The organism is Rhizobium sp. WSM4643 (assembly GCF_025152745.1).
In the GTDB taxonomy this organism is placed as follows: Bacteria; Pseudomonadota; Alphaproteobacteria; order Rhizobiales; family Rhizobiaceae; genus Rhizobium; species Rhizobium leguminosarum_I.
In genome coordinates this window covers 372,007-396,668 of sequence record NZ_CP104040.1, presented here as the reverse complement: position 1 = coordinate 396,668, position 24,662 = coordinate 372,007, and the positions used below count along the sequence as shown (strand labels likewise).

Genomic DNA, 24,662 nt, shown 5'->3' with positions numbered 1-24,662 from the left:
AGAAGATCATGGCATCCATTACACGCGTCAGGGAACGGGCCGAGGAACAGGCAAGCAGCATGAGCGAGGATCAGCAGACGACGATCCGCATGCTCGCCAACGACCTACATCGGCTGAACCAATCGGTCATGAAAGCCGTCGAGGCCGGTGTCTCGGTCGAACTGGTGCGCTCGGCCCGTCATCATGGCGGCGACGGCCACTGGGGCGACCTGCTGATTCCCGTCGTCGTCACCAACCGGCATTGACGAAAAGGCGACCGTTGGCGGGCCGGTGAAGTCGGCCCGCTTCTTCAATCGCCGCGACCTATCGGGCGCGGCGATTTGCGTCTCGATTTGATGCATGTTGTGGCGCCAAAGCCGCTGCACAGTTCTGGGCGACACGCTTCAGCCGCGACTCGGTCGTTTTCCGGCGAAGAGATCGGCATAGCTTTTGATGAGCTTGGTCATGCGGTCGGCGACTGTGCGGATCTCCGGGCGGTGGCGATCCTCGGCATTCATGACGATCCATTGCCGGTGGCGCAATTCCGGCAACTCGCCGCCCTGCCGCTGCAATTCGGGTTGGAGATCGCCGACGAAACAGGGAAGCACGGTCTTGCCGGCGCCGGCGCGCACCAGATCCGGCAGCGAACGCGGCCGATTGACGGTGGCAACGATCCCCGTTGCGGCATGGGCGTGCGGCCAGCGCAGATAGGCAGATATCGCCTCTTCCTCGGCAACTGCAATCCAGCGCTCGTCGGTCTCGGCGGCGTTGCGCCTGATATAGACGGCATAGGCCACCTCCCCGAGCTGACGCGCGGCGAGATTGACCTCCTCAGGCTCGAAGGCGCGAATACCGATATCGCTTTCGCGGTAGGCAAGGCTTGCCCGCGCCTCGCCGATGGTCAGCGAAATGGCGAAGGCATCGCCCGGCATGCGGATTGCGGCGAAATTCTCGGTCAGCAGCCAGGCGAGCCAGGTGCCGGCGGCGACCCTGACGGTGGTGCCGCCCTCGCCGGATTGCCGCCACGCCGCCACCTTGCGGGCGGCGGCCTCCATCTCCTGCAGGTGATCGAGCAGCGCCTGGCCATCCTGGGTCAGACGGTATCCGGTCTGGCTTCGCGAAAACAAGGCACGGCCGATCTCCTGCTCGAGATCGAGCATGCGCCGGCCGACGGTCGCCGGGCTGAGCCCGCTTGCGGTGCTTGCCCCCGTCAAACCGCCGAGCCGGGCGACCTGCAGGAAAAGCTGATAGGAATCCCAACTCGCGTTTTTCATGGATGAAAAACATAGCGGGATTTTTCCCGTTTATAAAGAGAAATTCGATGCCTAAATCAGGTGATGTCTGACATAGGAAAGGACATTGTCATGATCGACATGCTCACCATCGCAGTCACCATCGGCTATCGGCACTATCCCCAACGAAGCGGTGGCAAGGCGGAAGAGGACCGATTTTATGCCGAGTTCGGAAACAATAGCCTTATTGGCTTTGCCGCCTGCCTGACGTCGCTCGACCTCAACCTCGGAAGGCGCCGCAGGGCCACTGCGCAATCCCGCAGCCGCTGCGGCTGCGCAGTTCAGGCGACTCTTCTTGCTCCGAGATGAGCCGGTGCCGATTCTGCGACGATGCGGAACCGCTCGATCAGCGCCATCAGCGTATCGGCCTCGCCGGCAAGCAGACGGCTTGCCTGCGTCGTCTCGGCAACCATCGATGCGTTCTTCTGGGTCATCTGGTCCATGGCGTTCACGGAACCGTTGACCTCCTGGAGCGCGGCCGACTGATCACGGCTGGCGGTGGCGATGGTCTCGACATGGCCACTGATCGCGATGATCTCCTGGCTGATCGAGGCAAGGACGCTGCCGGTCTTCTGGACCAGTTCGGAACCTGCCGTCACCTCCCGGCTCGATGTCTCGATCAGCGACTTGATCTCGCGCGCCGCATCGGCCGAACGCTGGGCGAGTTCGCGGACTTCCTGGGCGACGACGGCAAAGCCCTTGCCCGCCTCGCCGGCACGCGCCGCCTCGATGCCGGCATTCAGCGCCAGAAGATTGGTCTGGAAGGCGATGTCGTCGATCACCTCGATGATCTGCTCGATGCGCTGCGAGGCCTGCTCGATGCGTTCCATGGCGGCGATGGCATCGCCAACGACGGCGCCGGAACTGTCGGCCGTTTTCTTGGTCGCAGCCACGACATTGTTGGCTTCACGAGCACGCTCGGCGGAGGAACGAACCGTCACGGTGATCTCCTCCACCGCGGCCGCGGTCTCCTCGAGGTTCGCCGCCTGCGCCTCGGTGCGTTTCGAAAGCTCGCCGGCAGAGGCGGAGACGGCGCCGCTGTTGCGCTGGATGGTCGAGGCACTGTCGCGGATACCGGACAGCGTATCCTGGAGGCGCAAGAGAGAAGCGTTGAAATCGACGCGCAGCTGCTCAAGCCGGCCGACGAAGGGCGTGCCGATCGTTTGCGAGACGTCGCCCTGCGACAGGCGCCCGAGGCCGGCGGCAAGCTGGTTGACGGCAAAGTCGATCTGGCCGTCGAGCGAACGCTTGTCGGCATCGTTCCTGGCGCGTTCGGCATCGCTCAAGGCGCGCTGTTCGCCAGCCTGGGTTTCCAGATCGCGCCTGGCGCGGGCACTGTCGCGGAAAAGCGCCAAGGCCCGGCCGATATCGCCGAACTCGTTCTTCTTTTCGATACAGGGAATCGCTCCTTCGAGATCGCCGGAGGAAATCGAGTGAACGCTCGCAGTCAGCGCCTGCAAAGGCTTCACCGACAGGCGGATCGCATAGAAGGCGAGAACGCCGACGATGAGCATGACGATGAAGCCAACGCCGAGAACCAGCATCTGCAGCTCATTCATGCGCTGGTAATAGAGCTCCATCGGAATGCCGATGAAGAGAATGCCGACATTGGCGTTCGACGCATTCTTGATGGGGAAATAACCAGTCATGAACTTGCGGCCGAAAAGCTCCGCCGGACCGTAGTAAGCCTGGCCCCTGGCGAGAACCGGCTGGGCCGGATGATCGGCGACCAGCTTGGTGCCGACGGCGCGGTCGCCGTTTTCCTTCTTGACGTTTGTGGAGATGCGAACGTAGTCGCTGCCCTGCTTCTGGAAGATGGTCGCAACGCCGGCGATCGATTGCGCAGTGCGATCGACCAGAGAATGGTCGGCAAGGGCCGGAATGGCGTCTTCCGTGACAGCCGAAAGCTGATTGTCCTTCAATTCGATCTTTGCAGCCTGATCGGCAGCACCGTAGAGGACGGCCATGGCGCGAGTGGCATCCCGGGCGTCGGAGACGGCCCCGTCCATGACCTGACGGCTCAGATTGTAGTAGGTCACGCCGACGATGGCGGCCGTGCTGATCGCCAGCAGAAACAGCGTGATCGCACGATCTGGCGTACGATCGACGTAGAGAAAAGGCGTAGCATCGAAACCCCCGGGGAGATAGACCAAGGTTAAATTAGATTAAAAGCATTAAAGAAGATTCTCCGTAAATCTTGGCTGTCGGAGATATTCATCGCCTCGTTTGCGAGCGTTTTCCGATGATCCCAGCGTAATAGGCTGCGTCATTCGACCTATTCTCCATCGTTCAAACCCTCTTAATCGAGGCGCTATTTTGCAGAATAAATGGAAACGGCCCCGGAAACTCCGGGGCCGTTCGCATGAAGACGGATTGATCGACGATCAGGCGGCGCGGTAGACCGGCGCGGCGGCCGCCTCGCCGTCGATCTTGAACTGCTGGATGAGCCGGCGCAGCGAACCGGCCTCGTCGGCCAGTTCGCGGCTGGCGGCGGTGGTCTCCTCCACCATGGCGGCGTTCTGCTGAGTCATCTGGTCCATCTGGTTGACCGTCGCGTTGACGCTCTGCAGCGCGTTGGACTGGTCGTGGCTGGCGCGAGCGATCATCTCGACATGCTGGCTGATCGTGACGATCTGGGCGCTGATCTTGGCGAGCACCGTGCCGGTCTCCTGCACGAATTGCGAACCTGAATTGACCTCGTTGGTCGACTTGTTGATCAGCCCCTTGATCTCCTGAGCTGCTGCTGCGGAGCGTTGGGCCAGTTCACGGACTTCCATCGCGACCACCGCGAAGCCCTTGCCGGCTTCACCGGCGCGCGCCGCCTCGATCCCGGCGTTGAGCGCCAGCAAGTTGGTCTGGAAGGCGATCTCGTCGATGACGCCGATGATCTGCTCGATCTGGCGCGAGGCATCCTCGATGCGACCCATTGCGTCGATCGCATTGCTGACGACGACGGCGGAATCATCGGCGCTGCGCTTGGCCTGGCGGACGATCTGGTCGGCATCCTTGGCGCGTTCGGCCGACGAACGGACCGTCACGGTGATTTCATCGACGGCAGCCGCGGTCTCTTCGAGCGATGCAGCCTGCTGTTCGGTGCGCTTGGAGAGGTCCTCGGCCGACTGGGCCATCTGGTTGCCGTTGCCCTGGATCAGTTCGACATTGTCGCGGATCTGGCTCATCGTCGCCTGCAGGCGCATCATCGAACCGTTGAAATCCTGGCGCAGCTGTTCGAGACGGCCGATGAAGGGCGTTTCGATCGTCGTCGAGATATCGCCCTGCGACATGCGTTCGAGGCCGGCGGCGAGCGCGTTGACCGCGTATTCGATCTGACGATCCATCTCACGCTTTTCGGCGTCGTTGCGCTGACGCTCGTGTTCGGCGGCGGCGCGCTCCTCGTCGCTCTGCTCCTCGATGCGGATTTTCGAGATGGCGTTTTCCTTGAAGATCCCGAGCGCGCGGGCCATGTCGCCGATTTCATCGTGGCGCTGCTCGCCGGAGATGCTGGTGTCCAGCGCCCCTTCCGCGATGCGGCGCATGGCGGCGGTGATATGGCTGATCGGGCGCTGCAGCGTCAACACCAGGGCAATGCCGCCCAAGATCGACAGCAGGATGCCGAGACCGGTGGTCATGACGGAGATGCTGTTTGCCTGGGTGCGCTCGGTGCCGGCTGTCTGCTTCTGCAGTTCGGCGAAATCGGTCAGCTTTTTCCAGATCTGGTCGAGCTCCTGGCGGGCCGCGGCATAGGCCGTGACGCGCTCACCGATCGTGTCGACGATCTTCGAACCGCCGCCGGAGATGACGTCGAGCGCCGGCTGGATTGCACCTGATATGCCTTCGGCAAAGCCCATGCCCTTGGCGCTGGTGACCAGCACCTGCATGTCCTTGCTGAGCGTGCCGGCCTGCTGCTGGAGGCGCACGAGATTTTCCTTGCTGGAGTCGGCGAGAAAATCGGAAAGAACGATCTGCAGCGAATAGACGGAATTTTCGAGACGCCGCGTATCCTGCAGGACCGAGTTGGCCTGGGCGATCCGGCCGTCGAGCGCGGCGAATTCCTGGGTCGCGTCACGCATTTTCTGCGTGGCGGTCAGCTGCGTATAGGTCGAGGTCTGGCGGAAGCGCGAAACGAGACGGCCGAGCTCCGTGGCGGTTTCGTCGGTCGGATTGGGTGTCTGCACGATCGCCTTGATGCCGTCGATGGTCGCAGCCAGCGCGTCGATGACATTCTTCTGATTGCTCGGAACGGAGATGGCGATCAGACGCTGCGATTTGATGATCTCCGGCATCTGTTCGTTGATGAAGGCGATCTTATCCTGCGGTGTCTGCGGCTTGCTGAAGCCGCTGGCGACGGTGCCGAGAAAATCGCCGCCCTTCAGCAAACGGTCGGCCGTGCGAAGGGTGCTGGTGGCGGCACTCTCGTCGCTCTGTACGGTGCTCTGCAATTCTTCGGCCTGGTAGGACACGGTGAAGCGGGTGCTGATGACGCTCTTCTGGGCCGCGTCGATCTGCTCATGCAATGCCTGCTCCTGCTCGTGCAGCGCCCAGAGCTTGTCGACGACGCCCGAAATCTCCTTGGTGCGGCGCGAGGCCTCCGCAAGGCTGTCGCGGCCGGCGGCCTCGTCACCAACCTGGTTCAGCGTCTGGTCGAGCACGCCTTGCTGGATCTTCAGATCCGCGATCAGCTTGTCGCGCGCCTCAGGACTGGTGACGCGCAGGAAATCGTCCATCGAACCATAGAGATCCTTGAACCCGCTCAGCGACTGCAGCACGCTGTTGGATATTTCCATGCGGCCCTGCAGAAGTCCCGAAGCGTAGAGGCCAGTCAGGCCGACCGCCGAAATGGTGACGACGAACGGCAGAACGAAGATCAAAACCTTCGTCTTGATCCTGAAGCGGGAAAGAATCTTGTCAATCAACATGGCGTTCCGGGCCTTTCATACACCACTCCTCCCGCAGGCAGCCACATGGCGCCAGCCGGGTGCACATCGAGCTATTCTTATTTACATCGGGGAACCCGGAGGCCAGGCGGCAGTCATTGCCAGTTCATGTCCAAACAACTTGGAGATGCCCAAATATTCGCGAGCAATTGTGTCAGATTAGATATTAATTTTCGGATAAGCTGTTATGGCGGGTTAAGCCAAGGCAGTGAAATAGTTGCAATTTATGAACCGCGACGCCGCAGTGCGACAGTTGGCATGTCGCAACGTTGGTTCCAGGTCTGCGGACAGGATCAGATGAAGTGCGAGAGCAGCAGCGCGAGGGCGGCGGCGGTGGCGCCGGCGGCGAGCATCAGATAACGCAGGGCGACCATCCGGGCGTTCGGCTTTGCCTCTGCGATTGCGATGGCGCGGGCGCGTCGTGTGTTTCTGTTCATGGTCGAAACCTCACTTCTCTCTGACACAACAACAATCCAACAAAACGGCTTGCCGGTAAAGCTTAATTTAGGAACAGCTTCGCAAACCGCCAATTGAGACAGGATGGCGCACCTCTATTAAGAAGTCTTGAATCGGTATCTCCGGATACTTCCAAGGCATATCAAAAAATTTGCAGCGGCTTTAGGCCCACTACATGCATCGAAACAAGGAGCTTTAGACGCATTCGCCCGCGGCAAAACCGGAAGCCCAGGCCCACTGGAAATTATAGCCGCCGAGCCAGCCGGTGACGTCGACGCACTCGCCGATGAAGTAAAGGCCGGGCACGGCTTTTGCCTCCATGCTGCGTGAATCGAGCGTTGCCGTGTCGATACCGCCGAGCGTCACTTCGGCGGTGCGATAACCTTCCGAGCCGGACGGTTTGACGGCCCAGTTCTGGGCACCGGCGGCAAGGCGCAGCAGCGCCTTGTCAGGCAGGTCGGCCATGTTGCCGGAGAACTTTTCGCGTTCAACGAGAAATTGTGCCAGCCGCTTCGGCAGGAGGTCGCCAAGGGCTGTTTGCGGCGACTGGCGGCCATTGAGCTGCTTTGCCGCCTTCAGATGCGCCGCAATGTCGATATCCGGTTCGATCGCAACCACAATCTCGTCGCCTTCGCGCCAGTGCGAGGAGATCTGCAGGATAGCGGGTCCGCTCAGCCCCCGATGGGTGAACAGCAGCGCTTCGCGGAAGGCGGTCCTGCCGTGACGGATTTCGGCTGGGGCGGCAATGCCGGCCAGCGGCGCGATGCTCTCCAGCAGGCCGGGATCGAGCGTCAGCGGCACGAGGCCGGGGCGGGTTTCGAGCACGGTCAGGCCGAACTGCTCGGCGAGGCGATAGGCAAAGCCGGTGGCGCCCATCTTCGGGATCGACTTGCCGCCGGTGGCGACGATCAGCGACGTTGCTTCACAATGGCCTTCGCTCGTCGATACCCGGAAGCCGGCTTCGGTCTTTTCAACGCCTGATATCTCGGTGCCAAGATGCAGTACTGCGCCGGCCATGCGCATCTCAGCCAGCAGCATGCGGATGATGTCTTTGGCACTATCGTCGCAGAAAAGCTGGCCCAACGTCTTCTCGTGCCAGGCAATGCCATGGCGGTCGACCATGGCGATGAAATCGGCGGGCGTGAAACGGGCGAGCGCCGACTTGCAGAAATGCGGGTTGGCGGAGAGGAAATTCTTTGGTCCGGCATGGATATTGGTGAAATTGCAGCGGCCGCCGCCGGATATGCGGATCTTCTCACCAGGCGCCCTGGCATGGTCGAGGACCACGACCGAGCGGCCGCGTTTTCCCGCGCGGATGGCCGCCATCATGCCCGCCGCCCCGGCGCCGATGACGATGACGTCGCTTTTGCGCTGCAAACCCGTTTCCCCGATCAAAATCACGTCTTCTTTTTCCATCGGAGGTCGAAAGTCAACGTTCTCAACCCCTCGCCAATTGGCAAAGTCTGGTTATGATGGCGCCACGATCAACGCAAACCGGTGTGTCATGTCCCCAAAAAAGACGACGCTGAAGCCTGCCAGAAACGTACCCGCCTCGAAGAAAACTCCCCCGGAGCCCGGATCCCTGCGCGGCGTTGCGAACTGGAAGGAAGCAGCGCGGTGGCTGAGGGACAGGGGCATCGAAGACATCGAATGCATTACGCCGGACCTCGCCGGCGTTGCACGCGGCAAAATGATGCCGAGCTCGAAATTCACGTCCAACACCTCGCTAGCACTGCCTTCAGCGATCTACCGGCACACAATTTCGGGCGAATATCCAGACGAGACGGAGAGCTTCCGATATGAGCCGCGCGACAGCGACCTGAAGCTGATGCCCGACCTTTCGACGCTTTCGGTCGTGCCCTGGGAAACCGACCCGACGGCGCAAGTGATCTGCGACATCGTCGATTCGGACGGCGGCGAAGTGCCCTATACGCCGCGCAACGTGCTGAAGCGGATCATGAGCCTCTATCACGAGCGCGGCTGGAAGCCGATCGTGGCGCCCGAGATCGAATTCTACCTGGTCGCCAAGAACGACGATCCCGACTATCCGCTACACCCGCCCAAAGGCCGGTCCGGCCGCTCGATCCTCGGCGGCCAGGGCTATTCGATCGCTGGCATCAATGAGTTCGACGAGTTGATCGACGACGTCTATCACTTTTCGGAGAAGCAGGGGCTGGAGATCGATACGCTGATCCATGAAGAGGGACCGGCGCAGATGGAGATCAACCTGCGCCACGGCAATCCGATCGAGCTTGCCGACCAGGTATTCCTGTTCAAGCGGACGATCCGCGAGGCGGCGCTGAAGCACGACATCTACGCGACCTTCATGGCCAAGCCGATGCAGGGTCAGCCGGGTTCGGCGATGCATATCCACCAGTCAGTGGTCGATATCGAGACGGGCAAGAACATTTTCTCCAATCCCGACGGATCGGCCTCGAAGGAATTCTTCCATTTCATCGGCGGCATGCAGAAATTCGTGCCGAGCGCGATGGCGATGCTTGCACCCTACGTGAACTCCTACCGGCGCCTGCAGCCCGATATGTCCTGCCCGGTCAACAATGCCTGGGGTTACGACAACCGGACGACGGCCTTCCGTGTCCCGGTCTCCGATCCGCAGGCGCGGCGTGTGGAAAACCGGCTGCCGAGCTCGGACGCCAACCCCTATCTCGCACTCGCTGCCTCGCTCGCCTCCGGCCTGCTCGGAATCACGAACGAGATCGAGCCGACGGCGCCGACGGAGGATTCGGCCAATGAGGGCTCGATCGACCTGCCGCGCGGCCTGCTGGAAGCCGTGGCGCTGCTCGAGGACGAACCCGCCTTCGAGGAGATGTTCGGCAAGCAGTTCATCGGCCTTTATGCCGGCGTCAAGCGCGGCGAGTTCGATACCTTCATGCAGGTGATCAGCCCTTGGGAGCGGGAATTCCTTCTGCTCAACGTGTGAGGGACCATCATGACATCGCAGGAGACATGGCAGAGCCCGATCGCGCCCGGGCTGTCCTGGTATCAGGCAACAGTCGGCGAGCGGCCCACCTATGCCGCTATCGACGGCTCGAGAACATGCGACGTCGCCATCGTCGGCGGCGGCTATACGGGCCTGCAGGCCGCCTATAATCTTGCCAAAGCAGGTGTTTCAGTGGCGCTGATTGAGGCCTGCCGCTTCGGCGACGGGGCGTCCGGGCGCAATGGCGGTCAACTCGGCACCGGCCAGCGATGGTGGCCGGAAGAACTCGAGGAGAAGATCGGCTACGAACGCTCGAAGGCGCTGTTCGACCTTGCCGAGGCGGCCAAACGCCATCTCATCGATTTCGCCCGCGAGCATCAGATCGAGATCGACTATGTGCCCGGCCAGCTCAATGTCGCACACAAGGCGAGCTACAAGCGCGACTACTATGAAAATGCCGAAATCGCCGCCTTACGCTACGGCTATCCGCATCTCAGCTTCATGGACGAGGAGGAAACGCAGGAGAGGCTCGGCTCGAAGCGTTTCCATTGCGGCGTGCGCGATGTCGGCACCGGCCACATTCATCCACTGAAGCTGCTGGTGGGGCTGGCGCGGGTTGCTGCCAATGCCGGCGCTGAAATCTTCGAGATGACCAAGGCGACGGCGATCCGCCAGGGCGGCGGCAAGGTGACGATCGAAACCGAAAGGGGAACGATCACCGCTGAGCGCGCGCTGATCGCCTGCAACGGCTATATCGGCAATCTGGAGCCGGTAACGGCAAGCCATGTCATGCCGATCCGCTCCTTCATCGGCGCCACGGCGCCGCTTGACGGGCATCCCGATGTGCTGCCCGGGGGCGAGGCCGTGGCCGATTCGCGTTTCGTCGTGCGCTACTTCCGCAAATTCGGCGACGGCCGTCTGCTGTTCGGCGGACGCGAAGCCTATACGTCGGACAATCCGCGGGACATTTCGCAGCACATCCGCCGGCAGATCGCCGAGGTCTATCCTGATCTCAAGGACATCGAGATCACCCATGCCTGGGGCGGCAGCGTCGGCATCACCCTGCCGCGCCAGCCTTTCGTGCGTGAGGTCATGCCCGGCGTCATCTCGATCGGCGGTTATTCCGGCCATGGCGTCATGCTGTCAAACTACTGTGGCAAGCTCTATGCGGAAACGGTGCTTGGAAAATCCGGCGATCTCGACCTCTTCACGTCGCTCGATATTCCCGCCTTTCCCGGCGGATCCCGCATGCGCGCACCGCTGCTTTTCCTCGCCTTGTCGTGGTTTGCGCTTCGCGACAAGTTTTAGTCCGATTGCGGATTTCCTCTTCCGGAAATTCGCTCTAAAACCGGTGCCTGACAGATTCATTGCACTGCACACTGGCTTTTTTAAATCGATTAGATTAAAAGAGCCGCCAACCAGCCTGATTGAGAGACAAGCTCATGAGCAGCCAAATCATTCCCGTTGAGCCCTTTGATTATGTCGTCTTCGGCGGCAGCGGCGACCTTGCCGAACGCAAGCTTCTGCCCGCTCTTTATCATCGCCAGATCGAAGGCCAGTTTACGGAACCGACCCGCGTGATCGGCGCCTCTCGCAGCCCGCTGACCCATGAGGAATATCGCAAATTCGCCAGGGACGCGCTGAAGGAGCACCTGAAGAAGGGGGAATATGACGAGGCTGAGGTGGAGAAGTTCTGTGCCCGCCTCTACTACGTCTCGGTCGATGCCCGCACGGATGCCGGCTGGGATCAGCTGAAGAAACTGCTGGACGAGGGCAAGGAGCGTGTGCGCTCATTCTATCTGGCGGTCGCGCCCGGCATTTTCGGCGACATTTCGCAGAAGATCCACGACCATAAGCTGATCACCAAATCGACCCGCATCGTCGTCGAGAAGCCGATCGGCCGCGACCTCGCCTCGGCGCTGCAGCTCAACGACACGATCGGCCGCGCCTTCAAAGAAGAGCAGATCTTCCGCATCGATCATTATCTCGGCAAGGAGACGGTGCAGAACCTGATGGCGCTGCGCTTCGCCAACGCGCTCTACGAGCCGCTCTGGAACGCCAACTACATCGACCACGTGCAGATCACCGTAGCTGAATCGGTCGGCCTTGAGGGCCGCGCCGGCTATTACGACACGGCGGGCGCACTGCGCGATATGGTGCAGAACCACATCCTGCAGCTGCTTTGCCTGACGGCGATGGAAGTGCCCTCGTCGATGGAGTCGGAAGCCGTGCGCGACGAGAAGCTCAAGGTGTTGCGCGCGCTGAAGCCGCTCAATGCCTCCAACGTCGAGCAGGCGACGGTGCGCGGCCAGTATCGCGCCGGCGCATCTGGCACCGGCCCGGTCAAGGGCTACCTCGAAGAACTGGAAGGCGGCGTCTCGAACACCGAGACCTTCGTTGCCATCAAGGCCGAGATCAACAACTGGCGCTGGGCGGGCGTTCCCTTCTACATCCGCACAGGCAAGCGCCTGACCGGGCGCATGTCCGAGATTGTCATCACCTTCAAGCCGATCCCGCACGCGATCTTCGACCAGGCGGCCGGGCGCATCGTCGCCAACCAGCTGATTATCCGCCTGCAGCCGGACGAGGGCGTCAAGCAGTCACTGATGATCAAGGATCCAGGTCCGGGCGGCATGCGCCTGCGCAATGTCTCGCTCGACATGAGCTTTGCCCAGGCCTTCAACGTCCGCAATCCCGACGCCTACGAGCGCCTGCTGATGGACGTGATCCGCTCCAATCAGACATTGTTCATGCGCCGCGACGAAGTCGAAGCCGCATGGAAATGGGTGGATCCGATCCTCAAGGGTTGGGAAACGACCGGCCAGCAGGTGCAGGGCTATACGGCCGGCACCTGGGGCCCGAGCCAGGCCATCGCGCTGATCGAGCGCGACGGCCGCACCTGGCATGACGAGATCTAGGACGAAATCGATGGCATCGACCCTGCATTCCTTCGCCAGCGCCGCAGACCTCGCCGGCAGTCTCGCCGACAAGGTCGCCGATACGCTTGCAGCTGCGATATCAGCCCGCGGAACGGCATCGATCGCCGTTTCCGGCGGCTCCACACCGAAGGCCTTCTTCCAGGCGCTTTCGACACGCGACATCGCCTGGGAAAAAGTGACGATCACGCTTGTCGACGAACGCTTCGTGCCGGCCGACAATCCGCGCTCGAACCATCTGCTGGTCGACGCCAATCTTCTTCAAAACAAGGCAAAGGCGGCGCGCTTCGTGCCGCTGTACCAGCCGGCACCATCCGTCGAGGAAGCTGCAAGACTTGCGACGGCAAAAAGCGCCGAGATCGGCATCCCCTTCGACATCGTCATCCTCGGCATGGGTGGCGATGGACACACCGCCTCCTTCTTTCCTGGCGGCAGCAATCTTGCCAAGGCGCTCGATGCATCGACGCCGCGCGGCATCATCACCATGGAAGCGGAAGGAGCCGGCGAGCCGCGCCTGACCTTCACCTTCTCCAGTCTTGAGGATGCCGCACTCCTGGTTCTCCATATCGAGGGCGAAGGCAAAAAAGACGTTCTCGCCAAGGCGGAAGGCAGCGGTGACGAGGCAGAAATGCCGATCCGCGCCATTCTGCGCCGGGCCACTTCCCCGGTCGAGATCTATTGGGCTCCCTGATCCGCCGTCATCCGGATTGAGATTCAGGCCAGAGCCGCCGAAACAGATAGAGACAACGAACAAGGCAGGGATTTTCCATGTCCGCTCACGCACGCATTTCTGTAATCACCGATCGTATCGTCGAACGCTCGAAGCCGAGCCGCGAGCGCTACCTCGAACGCCTGCGCGCCGCCGCCTCGCAGGGCGTGCAGCGCTCCGTGCTTGGCTGCGCCAATCTTGCCCATGGCTTCGCGGTCTGTTCCCCTGCCGACAAGGATGCGCTCGCCGGCGACCGTATCCCCAATCTCGGCATCATCACCGCCTATAACGACATGCTCTCGGCCCACCAGCCGTTCGAGACCTATCCGGCGATCATCCGAGAGGCAGCCGCCCAGGCTGGCGGCGTGGCGCAGGTGGCCGGCGGCGTGCCGGCGATGTGCGACGGCGTCACCCAAGGACAGCCGGGCATGGAGCTTTCGCTGTTCTCGCGCGACCTGATCGCCATGTCGGCGGGCGTCGGCCTGTCGCACAACATGTTCGATGCCGCCCTCTTCCTCGGCGTCTGTGACAAGATCGTGCCCGGCCTGGTGATCGCGGCCCTGTCCTTCGGGCATCTGCCGTCGATCTTCGTTCCGGCCGGTCCGATGACGACAGGGCTGCCGAACGACGAGAAGTCGCGCGTGCGCCAGCTCTTCGCCGAGGGCAAGGTCGGACGCGCCGAACTGCTGGAGGCGGAATCGAAATCCTATCACGGCCCCGGCACCTGCACCTTCTACGGCACCGCCAATTCCAACCAGATGCTGATGGAGATCATGGGCTTCCACATGCCCGGCTCGTCCTTCATCAATCCTGGCACGCCATTGCGTGAAGCGCTGACGCGCGAAGCCGCCAAGCGGGCGCTGGCGATCACCTCGCTCGGCAACGAATTCACGCCGGCGGGCGAGATGATCGACGAGCGCTCGGTCGTCAACGGCGTCGTCGGCCTGCATGCGACCGGCGGCTCGACCAACCACACGCTGCACCTTGTCGCGATGGCACGGGCGGCCGGCATCCAGCTCACCTGGCAGGACATTGCCGAGCTTTCGGAAATCGTCCCGCTGCTTGCCCGCGTCTATCCGAACGGGCTTGCCGACGTGAACCATTTCCAGGCGGCCGGCGGCATGGGTTTCCTCATCAAGGAACTCTTGAAGCACGGACTGGTGCATGACGACGTGCGCACCGTCTTTGGCCAGGGCCTCCAAGCCTATACGGTCGACGCCCGTCTCGGCGAAAACGGCGCCGTCCTGCGCGAGCCGTCGCCGGAAAAAAGCGTCGATCCCAAAGTGCTCTCCAGCATCGAGACACCGTTCCAGGCCAATGGCGGGCTGAAGATGCTGCGCGGCAATCTCGGCAAAGCGGTTATCAAGATATCCGCCGTCAAGCCGGAGCGCCACATCATCGAGGCGCCGGCGATCATCTTCCACAGCCAGCAGGAGCTGCAGGACGCCTTCAAGGAAGGCAAGCTCAACCGCGACTTCATCGCTGTCGTGCGCTTTCAGGGCCCGAAGGCGAACGGCATGCCGGAACTGCACAAGCTGACGCCGCCGCTCGGCGTGTTGCAGGATCGCGGCTTCCGCGTGGCGCTCCTCACCGACGGGCGCATGTCGGGCGCATCCGGCAAGGTGCCGGCAGCGATCCACGTCACGCCGGAAGCGGTTGACGGCGGTCCGATCGCCCGCATCCGCGAGGGCGACATCATTCGCCTGGACGCGGTCAAGGGCACGCTCGAGCTGCTCGTCGATGCAGCTGACATGGCCGAGCGCGAGCCGGTGACTGTCGATCTCTCCGACAATGAATTCGGCATGGGCCGCGAACTCTTCGCCCCGTTCCGCCGCGCCGTTGGACCTTCGGACCAGGGTGCGAGCGTGCTCTTCCACCACTGAGCGGGTGGCTTCTGGCAAAAAAACCCGCGGGGAGCTTGAAGCCCCCGCGGGTTCTTGTTTTCAATCCAGTGATGGTGCCGCGTCCTGGCGGACGGGCGGCTTCAGGCTCGAATATCGAGAACGTAGTCGCGATGCGCCGGATGGGTGCTGTAGACGAAGATTTTGTTCAGCTCCTTCTGCGTCAGCAGGCGCAGGAAGCGGACGTCGATCGTATTGTTGGCGTTGACCTTCATCAGCAGGCAGCCGACCTTGGTGATGCGGGCATCCGGAATATCCAGATAGAACTGCTTCGGCAGGCTGAACTGGGTCAGGATCGCGAGCGTCGCGCTGCTCATCGAGATACGGACAATGTCGCAGCGGCGCGAAGCCGCGTGCATGACGCCCTTTTCCGTATATTCGATGCGCGCGGCGTTCATGGTGTCCTCCATCTTGAACCGCGCCTCGCGGTCATACATGAAGGATTCTTCCTTGCTCAGGAAATGAGATTTTGGCTGTGACGGATTGGAAGCGGCCACGTGCTTATCCCCCTCATAAATTGACGAGGAAAAGGTAGCAGCCGATCTTTAACAGAAAGTGAGAATTCGGCCCTTCCCGCACAATTCTTGCGACCATCACCCCAAAAATGGCCGCCTCACTTCCGGTAGGTATGGCCGGTTGCGTCAAACAGATGCAACTTCTGCCTGTCGGCGGCAAACCGCATCCTCTGTCCCTTCTTCACATCATAGATGCCGGGCAGCTTGACGACGATCGGCTCGCCCGGGACCAGGCCCTCGATATAAAGCAACGTCACTTCGCCGAGCGCTTCGACGATCGACACTTCACCTTCGAAAAGGTAGTCGGCGCCATCGGCAATCCGGAGATCCTCCGGACGGACGCCGAAGCTTGCCTGCTTGCCGGTTTCCGACGCGTCGGTCGCCACATCGAGGGTCACCGACATGCCGCCGGTCAGCGTCACCATCGTCTGGCTTCCGGTTCCGGCGACCGTCGCCGGAATGATGTTCATGGCCGGCGAACCGATAAATTTCGCGACGAAGAGGTTTGCCGGGCGCTCGTAGAGGTCCAGCGGCGCGCCGACCTGCTCGATATTGCCGGCGGAAAGAACGACGATACGGTCGGCAAGCGTCATCGCCTCGACCTGATCGTGGGTGACGTAGATCATCGTCGTATCGGCCATCTGTTCGTTCAGGCGGGCAATCTCGATGCGGGTCGCGACGCGCAGCGCGGCATCGAGGTTGGACAGCGGCTCGTCGAACAGAAAGACCTTTGGATCGCGGCAGATGGCGCGGCCGATCGCCACGCGCTGGCGCTGGCCGCCGGACAGCGCCTTTGGCAGGCGATCGAGATAGTTGGTCAACTGCAGGCTCTCGGCCGCCGCCCGGACGCGGCGGTCGATCTCCTGGCGGCTTTCGCCGGCGATCTTCATGCCGAAAGCCATGTTATCGAACACCGTCATATGCGGGTAGAGCGCATAGGATTGGAAGACCATGGCGATGCCGCGCTTGGAGGGCGGCACGTCATTGACGAGATGGCCGTCGATATACATCTCGCCGCCGGTGATCGCCTCGAGACCGGCGATCATGCGCAGAAGCGTTGACTTGCCACAGCCGGATGGACCGACGAAGACGATGAATTCGCCCTGCTTGATATCGAGGTCGATACCATGGAGAACGTCCACGGAACCGTAGGATTTGCGGATATCCTTCAGCGTCAGTCCAGTCATTTCTCTCTCCCCTTAGGCGAGACGGGCGAAATACGCCCCCCAGGCCGGAATGTCGATCTTGTCGCCATAGTTGTTGCTGGTAAAGCCGTGCCCCGTCAATGCCTGCCATTCTCCCGCCGGCAAGGCGACGCCGGCCTCGGCCGGGCTCATGTTGAAAATGCAGAGCAGCTTCTCGTTGCCGTATTCACGGGTAAAGACCAGGCTATCTCCCTGCGGTTCTTCGAATTCGATCTCGCCCTTGGCAAAAGCGGGGTGCAGCTTGCGGAAGGCGATGAAGCGGCGATAGTGCTCCAACACCGAGGCCTCGTCGCCCTGCTGGACGCTGGCGGCGCGCAGGATATGCTCGACCGGCACCGGCAGCCACGGTTTGACCGTGGAAAAGCCGCCCTGGGCGACCTGGCTGTCCCAGACCATCGGCGTGCGGCAGCCGTCGCGGCCCTTGAATTCCGGCCAGAACTGAATGCCATAGGGATCCTGCAGATCCTGATAGGCGAGATCGGCCTCGGTCAGCGCCAGCTCCTCACCCTGATAGAGGCAGACCGAGCCGCGCAGCGTCATCAACAACGAGGCATAGAGCTTGGCGAAGGCATCGTGATCGGCGACCAGCCCGCCCCAGCGGCTGACATGGCGCATGACGTCGTGATTGGAGAAGGCCCAGCAGGCCCAGCCATCGGGTGCGGCGGCTTCGAAATCCTGCATCACCTCTTCGACGCGCTCCGCCGTCAGCGGATCGGGCGCCAGGAACTCGAAGGCGTAGCACATGTGCATCTTGTCATTGCCGGAGGTGTATTCGCCGACGATTTCAAGGCCGCGCTGGCTGTCGCCGACTTCGCCGACGGCGGCGATTGCCGGGAATTCTTCGAGAACGGCGCGGAAGCGCTTCAGGAAGGCAAGGTTCTCCGGCCGGTTCTTGTCGTAGATATGCTCCTGGAAATTATAGGGATTGACCGCCGGCGCCGTCGAGGCGTTGCGGCGCTCAGGCGCAAGCGCCGGATTGTCGCGCAATTGCGTATCGTGGAAATAGAAGTTGATGGTGTCGAGGCGAAAGCCGTCGACGCCGCGGTTGAGCCAGAAGCGGACGACATCAAGCAGACGGTCCTGCACCTCAGGATTATGCAGGTTCATGTCCGGCTGCGAGGTCAGGAAGTTGTGCAAGTAATATTGCATGCGCGTCGGATCCCACGCCCATGCCGAGCCGCCGAAGATCGACAGCCAGTTGTTCGGCGGCGTGCCATCCGGCTTGGCGTCGGCCCAGACATACCAGTCAGCCTTGGCGTTGGACTTGCTCGAGCGGCTTTGTACGAACCAGGGATGCTGATCCGAGCTGTGGGAGATGACGAGGTCGATCATCACTCGGATGCCGAGACGATGGGCCTCTGATATCATCGTGTCGAAATCCACCAGCGTGCCGAAGATCGAATCGACATTCTCGTAGTCGGAAACGTCATAACCGAAATCGCGCATCGGCGAGGTGAAGAAGGGCGAGATCCAGATGGCATCGACGCCAAGGCTTGCCACATGCGGCAGGCGGGCGGTGATGCCCTTCAGGTCGCCGATGCCGTCACCGTTCGAATCCTGGTAGGAGCGCGGGTAGATCTGATAGATCACCGCGCCACGCCACCAGTCCTTGTCGGGGGTCGAAATCGATAGGGGAGCCACGTTCATGGAATATCCTGTTTGAAGTCACGTTCGGAAATGGTCAGCCCCCTTTAACCGAGCCCGCCAGCAGGCCACGCACCAGATAACGCTGCAGCCCAAAGAAGACGAGCAGCGGCACTATGATGGTGACGAAGGCCGACGCCGTCAAAATCTCCCAATTGCCGCCGCGTGAGCCAAGCAACGCGTTGAGGCTGCCGGTCAGCACGAGGTGGTCCTTGTCGGTGCCGAGAAAGACCATGGCGACGAGCAGGTCGTTCCACACCCACAGGAACTGGAAGATGGCGAAGGAGGCGAGTGCCGGAAAGGACAGAGGCAATACGATGCGGACGAAGATCTCGAAGTCGCTGGCGCCGTCGACGCGGGCGGATTCGATGATCTCCTTCGGCAGGCCGGCGATATAGGCCCGCAGGAGGTAGATGGCGAGCGGCATGCCGAAGGCGGTATGGGCCATCCAGATGCCGGGATAGGTCTTGGACGGCTGGCCGAGCAGGTTGCCGATCTCGTTGTAGAGGCGCAGCAGCGGGATCAGCGACATCTGCAGCGGCACGACGATGAGGCCGACGACGAGGGCAATCAGCAGCCCGCGGCCGGGAAACTCCATCCAGCTGAGCGCATAGGCTGCGAAAGCGGCGATCAGGATCGGAATGATCGTCGCTGGGATCGTCACAGTCAGGGAGTTGATGAAGGACTGACCGATGCCCTCGCCGGTCAGAACCGTTTTATAGTTCTGCATCGTGAATTCCGGCGGTGCGGAGACGGACGCATAGATGCGCCGCGGGCGTTCGTCGGGCGAGAAGGCGACGTTCTTCGCATAGCGGTAGCTGCCGTCGCTGTTGATCTGCAGAGTTTCGCCGTCGCCGAGATCGGCGGTCTCGCCGGCCTTGAAGGCGGCGGGCTGCTGCACCCGGTTTCCGAAGGCCCTCACCGAGCGGCCGGTCTGGCCTTCGAGCACATTGCCTGAAATGACGAAGGCTGCACCTTCCTGCTGCTGCTGATCGGCTGTGCCGAGGCGGACAGCGAGCGTCTGGGTCGAGCCGACGAAGGCCGTCCACCAGCCGGAGACGACGATCTGGTCCTTGTCGCGCAACGCGCTGACGAAGATTCCGAGCGTCGGGATCAGCCAGACGATGACGATCAGCAGAACGGCGGCATGAACGAAGAGACGGGCGGGGCCGATCTTGAAATAGCTTCCAACAGCGGTCATCTCAGTGGCCCTTCAGTTCGCGATTGGCGCGTCGCACATTCCAGACCATGATCGGCGTGACGGCGAGCATGATGATGATGGCAATGACGGCGCTTCGGCCGGAATCGCCGCCGCCGCGAAACAGCCAGTTGAACATCAAATTCGCCAGCACCATCGTCTGCCACTGGCCGTTGGTCATGGTCAGCACGATATCGAAGACCTTGAGGACGAGGATGGTGATCGTCGTCCAGACGACCGCAATGGAGCCCCAGATCTGCGGCACCATGATGCGCCAGAAGATCTGCCAGCCATTGGCGCCGTCGATGACGGCGGCCTCTATCGTCTCCTCGGGAATGCCGCGAAGGGCAGCCGAGAGGATGACCATGGCGAAACCGGTCTGGATCCAGATCAGGATGATCATCAGGAAGAAGTTGTTCCAGAAGGGAACCGAGATCCAGACCTCAGGTGTGCCGCCGAACGTCTGGACGATGGCGTTCAGCAGGCCGATCTGGACGTCGTTGCCGCCGCGATATTCGTAGATGAATTTCCAGATGACCGAGGCGCCGACGAAGGAGATCGCCATCGGCATGAAGACGATGCTCTTGGCGATATTGCCCCACCAGATGCGGTCGGTCATTACGGCGATGACGAGGCCGAAAAAGGTGCAGGCGGCCGGCACCACGGCAAGCCAGAGGATGTTGTTGAAGATCGACTGGCGGAATTCGCGGTCGCCGAGCGCCCATTTGTAATTGCCAAGGCCGACGAACTGCAGACCGGCACGGTCGTAGAAGGAGAGGATGAAGGTCGCAACGACGGGATAGACGAGATAGACGATCAGCAGGAAGAGCGCCGGGCCGATGAACAGCCAGGGCCGGACGAGTGCACGGCGGTTGAGATTGCGCGATGCGGCGCGGATGTCGCCACCCTTCACCGGCAGAGCGAGATCCAGAATTTTGTTCGAAAAATAGAAATAGGCCGAGCACGCGACAACGGCGACGACCACGACGCCCAAAGCGGTCACTATCTGCAACAGCATTTCGTCCCTCCCCTGCTTCCCCTGATGCTATTCCGACCGGTTGTTATTCTGACGGGTCAGCGCCGGTCATCGTCAATCTCTTTGATTGCCTGATCACAATATATCCTGCGATGGCCGGGCTCTTTGCGAGCCCGGCCAGTCATGCAAGCCATGCCGCCGGCAAGCCGGCGGCATAATTTTAAAAGATTACTTGATGCCGTCCCAGGCGCTCTGGATTTCGCCTGCAGACTCTTCGGCCGACTTGCCGCCGACGAAATCGACCATGCCGGTCCAGAAGGCGCCGGCGCCGATCTTGCCCGGCATCAGGTCGGAACCATCGAAGCGGAAGGTGGTGGCCGACGTCAGGATCTCGCCTTCCTTCTTCATCTGCGGGTTGGCATAGGCCTCGGTGCTGACGCCCTTATACGGCGTCAGGAAGCTCGACTGCGCCATCCAGACCTCATGGGCGATCGGGGTCTTCAGGAAGTCGATGAAGGCGCGGGCCGTCTTCGAGTCCTTGGCGATCGAAACGAGCGTGCCGGCGCCGAGAACCGGCTTGCCGAGTTCGGGATGCGAAGCAAAGGTCGGCATGTAGAAGAAGTCGGCATCCTGGCCGAGCTTCGTGCCCTCGGGGAAGAAGGACGGGATGAACGAGGCCTGATGGTGCATGTAGCACTTCGGCGGAACCGCGAAGAGGCCCTTCGGGCTGTCGCGGAAATCGGTCGAGGCCACGGCAGCGACGCCGCCATCGACGTATTTCGCGTTTTTGGCGAACTTGCCGAACTCGTCGATCGCGGCAACGACGGCGGGATCGGTGAACTTCAGCTCGTTGGTCGTCCACTTGTCGTAGGCTTCCGGTGGCTGCATGCGCAGCATGATGTCCTCGACCCAGTCGGTCGCCGGCCAGCCGGTGGCGCCGCCGGAACCGAGACCGATGCACCAGGGAACGCCGCCATCCTTGACGATCTGATCGGTCAGGGCATGCAGTTCTTCCATGGTCGTGGGGATCTTGTAGCCGGCTTCCTCGAAGTTCTCCGGAACATACCAGACCAACGACTTTACGTCGGCCTTATAAGGGAAGGCGTAGAAGGCTTCCTTGCCGTCCTTGCCCTTGTAGGTGCCGTAACCGACCCAGCTGTCGCCGGCGCCGTAGTTGTCCTTGATCCACTTGGAGTTGTCATCGCCGAGCGGCGTCAGGAAGCCCTTGCTGGCGAGATCGGCCAGCAGGCCCGGCTGCGGCAGAACGGCAATGTTCGGCGGCGAGCCTGCCTGCGTATCAATGACGATCTGCTGTTCGTAGTTTTCGGAAGAGGAGTATTTGGCATCGATGCCGGTGGCTTCGGTAAAATAGGCAAGAACGCTCAGGAAGAACGCCTCGTCCTCGCCGCGCCACGGCCCGAAGATCGTCAGCGGCTGGCCCTTCAGATCGGCATGAGCAGCCTTGAACTCGTCATAGCTCTTCCAGTTGAACTTGGAATCCTGTCCCGGGGCAAATTTCAAATCGGCCGCGGACGCAGCACCGGCAAAAAGCGCTGCCACGGCAACGCCCATCAAAAATGACTTTTTCATGTGATCAACCTCCCATCACAATCCGCGCCGAATTCCCTCCAAAAAGAAATTTCAAAGCGCTTTGACACCCAACTCATTCCACTGTCGGTGGAATGGAGTCAAGTCAATTCGCGAGAACCCGCCGTATACATGCTGGATATCGCGGCGCAGCAATGCCTATCGGGAAATATGGAGCGATTTTTCTTGAGTCAAGCGCGCCAGATGATACATAATTGAAAGCGCTTTGGATGCCACTGGGAGGCGGCAGGCCTTTTCAGGACGGCTGACAGGCGGGCCGGGAGGAAGCATAGCAGGTGAATCTCAAACAGCTATCGGAATTGCTGGGACTGTCGCAGACGACGGTGAGCCGGGCGCTGAATGGCTATCCCGAGGTCAACGAGGCGACCCGGGAGCGTGTGCTCCAGGCTGTCAAGGAGACGGGCTACCGGCCGAACAAGGCAGCGCAGCGACTTGCGACCGGCAAGGCAGGCTCAATCGGCCTCGTCATGCCGACGGCGCCCGGCCACCAGTCCGACGTGCATTTCGGTGAATTCCTGGCCGGGCTCGGCGAAGAGGCCGTCCGCCACGATTTCCACTTCGTCATCATGCCGGCCGACCCGGATGACGAGGTAGCGGCCCTTCGCCGCCTTGCGATCAGCGGCAATGTCGATGCCCTGTTCGTCGCCTATATGCGCGGCCACGACCCGCGGCTCGCCATGTTGAAATCACTGTCGATGCCCTATGTCGTGCACGGCCGCTCCTTCGGTTCGGAGCCGGACTATCCCTATCTCGATATCGACAATGAAGGCGCCTTCTACGATGCGACGCGGCTCTTGCTGCAGCTCGGCCATACGCGCTTTGCGCTAATGAACGGACCGATGCATCTCGATTTCGCCATCCGCAGGAAGAACGGCGTCATATCAGCCCTTGCCGAGCGCGGGCTCGCGCTCGCGGAGGGTTGCATGAGCCACGCGCTGATGACGGACGAGCAAGGCCTGCTGGCGATGGAACATTTTCTGCAATTGCCGGAGCGGCCAACGGCGATCCTCTGTTCCAGTACGGTGCTGGCGCTCGGCGCGATCCGCGCGGTCAACCAGGCAGGATTGCGGCTCGGTGAGGATATCTCGCTGATCGCCCATGACGACGTGCTGCCGCTGCTGAAACCGGAAAGCTTTTCCGTGCCGCTGACGACGACGCGCTCTTCATTGCGGGCGGCGGGCGTTCGCATTGCGCAGCGGCTGATCGGCACCGTGAAGCAGGCCGGCCCCTTCCCCGACCAGGAGCTCTGGAAGACCGAGCTGATCGTCAGGGCTTCGACCGGTCCCGTTCCCCAGGCCTAGAACAGGATGATTTTAGGCCGGATCGGACTAAAATCTGAATCCTGCTCTACATCATATAGTTAGAGCATGATGTCGTCCGAAAACCGCTCACACTTTTCGACATCATGCTCTCATCAAAACTGTGGCGGCGTCTGCCCTGCAGTGCGGTGGGCGGCGATAACCGTGTTGGCCATCAGCATGGCGATGGTCATTGGTCCGACGCCGCCGGGAACCGGGGTGATGGTGCTGGCGACCGCCGAGACCTCCTCGAAGGCAACATCGCCGACGAGCCGGGTCTTGCCCTCGCCTCTTTCGGGGGCTGCCACCCGATTGATGCCGACGTCGATGACCGTCGCACCGGGCTTGACCCAATCGGCCATGACCATCTCCGGCCGGCCGACGGCGGCCACCAGGATATCGGCGTTGCGGCAGACCTCGGCGAGATTCCTGGTCCTGGAATGCGCGATCGTCACCGTCGCATTGGCGTTGAGCAGCAATTGCGCCATCGGCTTGCCGAACAGGTTGGAGCGGCCGATGACGACGGCGTTGAGGCCGGAGAGATCCTCGCCATGGGTACGGCGGACGAACACCATGGCGCCGGCCGGGGTGCAGGAGACCAGTCCGGTCTTCAGGTCGCCGGTGGCGAGCTTGCCGGCATTGACGACGCTCAGGCCGTCGACATCCTTTTCCGGCAGGATCGACTGGATGATCGCCTCGCTGTCGAGCGGCTTCGGCAGGGGCAACTGCACCAGAATGCCGTGGATCGACGGATCGGCGTTGAGTGTGGCGACCAGAGCTGCCAACTCTTCCTGCTTCGTTTCGGCCGGCAGCGTGTGCTGAACGGACTTGAAGCCGCACTCCTTGGCCATGCGGCCCTTGGAGCCGACATAGGCGTGGCTTGCCGGATCGTCGCCGACGATGACGACAGCAAGGCCGGTGGTGACGCCGGTACTTTTTTCCAGCGCTGCCGTCGCACTCTTGACCGTCTGAATGACCGATGCAGCTACGTTCTTGCCGTCGATTACTGTCGTCACGCGTCTCTCCGCCCTGTTTCGCGTCAATCTATGGATAGTTGACGAGCTTCAAAT

19 protein-coding genes and 1 pseudogene are annotated in these 24,662 nt (G+C 61.6%); 8 read left to right on the top strand and 12 right to left on the bottom strand.

Annotated features, from left to right (window positions below; genetic code table 11):
* The first annotated feature begins 8 nt into the window (after positions 1–8).
* Entirely contained in the window at positions 9–245 is a 237-nt protein-coding gene (locus N1937_RS01970; RefSeq protein WP_003545603.1) for an SMc00767 family acetate metabolism repressor, read from the top strand.
* 138 nt (positions 246–383) lie between these two features.
* On the opposite strand, the gene N1937_RS01965 is transcribed toward N1937_RS01970, so the two are convergent.
* Entirely contained in the window at positions 384–1,253 is an 870-nt protein-coding gene (locus N1937_RS01965) for a LysR family transcriptional regulator (RefSeq protein WP_222294953.1), read from the bottom strand.
* 90 nt (positions 1,254–1,343) lie between these two features.
* Between N1937_RS01965 and N1937_RS01960 the strand changes: the two genes are divergently transcribed.
* Positions 1,344–1,580, top strand: coding sequence for a hypothetical protein (locus tag N1937_RS01960; RefSeq protein WP_260057307.1), 237 nt, complete (start codon positions 1,344–1,346; stop codon positions 1,578–1,580).
* On the opposite strand, the pseudogene N1937_RS01955 reads toward N1937_RS01960, so the two are convergent.
* The 4 genes and pseudogenes from N1937_RS01955 to N1937_RS01940 form a co-directional block, all read right to left on the bottom strand.
* Positions 1,553–3,399 (bottom strand): annotated as a pseudogene (locus N1937_RS01955) (methyl-accepting chemotaxis protein). The gene N1937_RS01960 and the pseudogene N1937_RS01955 overlap by 28 nt on opposite strands.
* A 256-nt stretch (positions 3,400–3,655) precedes the next feature.
* Positions 3,656–6,187: a methyl-accepting chemotaxis protein gene (locus N1937_RS01950; RefSeq protein WP_260057306.1), complete on the bottom strand. Its 2,532-nt coding sequence runs from the start codon at positions 6,185–6,187 to the stop codon at positions 3,656–3,658.
* Between the two features lie 311 nt (positions 6,188–6,498).
* On the bottom strand, positions 6,499–6,642 hold the full coding sequence (locus tag N1937_RS01945) for a hypothetical protein (RefSeq protein WP_018486423.1): 144 nt from the start codon (positions 6,640–6,642) through the stop codon (positions 6,499–6,501).
* Between the two features lie 214 nt (positions 6,643–6,856).
* Positions 6,857–8,077: an NAD(P)/FAD-dependent oxidoreductase gene (locus N1937_RS01940; protein WP_260057305.1), complete on the bottom strand. Its 1,221-nt coding sequence runs from the start codon at positions 8,075–8,077 to the stop codon at positions 6,857–6,859.
* A gap of 88 nt (positions 8,078–8,165) precedes the next feature.
* Here N1937_RS01940 and N1937_RS01935 point away from each other — a divergent pair, with 88 nt between their 5' ends.
* The 5 genes from N1937_RS01935 to edd all read left to right on the top strand — a co-directional run bounded on the left by N1937_RS01935 (position 8,166) and on the right by edd (position 15,130).
* Positions 8,166–9,602 carry a glutamine synthetase family protein gene (locus N1937_RS01935; RefSeq protein ID WP_260057304.1) on the top strand — a complete coding sequence of 479 codons (1,437 nt, stop codon included), beginning with the start codon at positions 8,166–8,168 and terminating at the stop codon, positions 9,600–9,602.
* Between the two features lie 9 nt (positions 9,603–9,611).
* A complete protein-coding gene (locus tag N1937_RS01930) occupies positions 9,612–10,910 on the top strand; it encodes an NAD(P)/FAD-dependent oxidoreductase (protein ID WP_260057303.1) in 1,299 nt (432 codons plus the stop codon).
* A gap of 134 nt (positions 10,911–11,044) precedes the next feature.
* Positions 11,045–12,520 carry a glucose-6-phosphate dehydrogenase gene (gene zwf, locus N1937_RS01925; protein ID WP_260057302.1) on the top strand — a complete coding sequence of 492 codons (1,476 nt, stop codon included), beginning with the start codon at positions 11,045–11,047 and terminating at the stop codon, positions 12,518–12,520.
* A 10-nt stretch (positions 12,521–12,530) separates the two neighbouring features.
* On the top strand, positions 12,531–13,229 hold the full coding sequence (pgl, locus tag N1937_RS01920) for a 6-phosphogluconolactonase (RefSeq protein WP_260057301.1): 699 nt from the start codon (positions 12,531–12,533) through the stop codon (positions 13,227–13,229).
* A 77-nt stretch (positions 13,230–13,306) separates the two neighbouring features.
* Positions 13,307–15,130: a phosphogluconate dehydratase gene (gene edd, locus N1937_RS01915; protein ID WP_260057300.1), complete on the top strand. Its 1,824-nt coding sequence runs from the start codon at positions 13,307–13,309 to the stop codon at positions 15,128–15,130.
* A gap of 101 nt (positions 15,131–15,231) precedes the next feature.
* Here edd and N1937_RS01910 read toward each other — a convergent pair whose 3' ends face one another.
* From N1937_RS01910 to N1937_RS01885, 6 genes are all read right to left on the bottom strand, one after another.
* Entirely contained in the window at positions 15,232–15,585 is a 354-nt protein-coding gene (locus tag N1937_RS01910; RefSeq protein ID WP_018445791.1) for a hypothetical protein, read from the bottom strand.
* Positions 15,586–15,761: 176 nt separating this feature from the next.
* Positions 15,762–16,850, bottom strand: coding sequence for an ABC transporter ATP-binding protein (locus N1937_RS01905; protein WP_222386364.1), 1,089 nt, complete (start codon positions 16,848–16,850; stop codon positions 15,762–15,764).
* A 12-nt stretch (positions 16,851–16,862) separates the two neighbouring features.
* A complete protein-coding gene (gene bglA, locus N1937_RS01900; protein WP_170276753.1) occupies positions 16,863–18,515 on the bottom strand; it encodes a beta-galactosidase BglA in 1,653 nt (550 codons plus the stop codon).
* Positions 18,516–18,549: 34 nt separating this feature from the next.
* Positions 18,550–19,713 (bottom strand): carbohydrate ABC transporter permease, encoded by a 1,164-nt coding sequence (locus tag N1937_RS01895; RefSeq protein WP_260057299.1) that lies wholly within the window; start codon positions 19,711–19,713, stop codon positions 18,550–18,552.
* Position 19,714: 1 nt separating this feature from the next.
* Positions 19,715–20,728 carry a carbohydrate ABC transporter permease gene (locus N1937_RS01890; protein ID WP_170262885.1) on the bottom strand — a complete coding sequence of 338 codons (1,014 nt, stop codon included), beginning with the start codon at positions 20,726–20,728 and terminating at the stop codon, positions 19,715–19,717.
* A 186-nt stretch (positions 20,729–20,914) separates the two neighbouring features.
* Entirely contained in the window at positions 20,915–22,276 is a 1,362-nt protein-coding gene (locus N1937_RS01885; RefSeq protein ID WP_017967063.1) for an ABC transporter substrate-binding protein, read from the bottom strand.
* 293 nt (positions 22,277–22,569) lie between these two features.
* On the opposite strand from N1937_RS01885, the gene N1937_RS01880 reads away from it, so the two are divergent.
* Positions 22,570–23,595, top strand: coding sequence for a LacI family DNA-binding transcriptional regulator (locus N1937_RS01880; RefSeq protein ID WP_017967062.1), 1,026 nt, complete (start codon positions 22,570–22,572; stop codon positions 23,593–23,595).
* A 113-nt stretch (positions 23,596–23,708) separates the two neighbouring features.
* Here the strand turns inward: N1937_RS01880 and folD are convergent, their stop codons facing one another.
* Positions 23,709–24,608 (bottom strand): bifunctional methylenetetrahydrofolate dehydrogenase/methenyltetrahydrofolate cyclohydrolase FolD, encoded by a 900-nt coding sequence (folD, locus tag N1937_RS01875; RefSeq protein ID WP_260057298.1) that lies wholly within the window; start codon positions 24,606–24,608, stop codon positions 23,709–23,711.
* Positions 24,609–24,662: the final 54 nt, after the last annotated feature.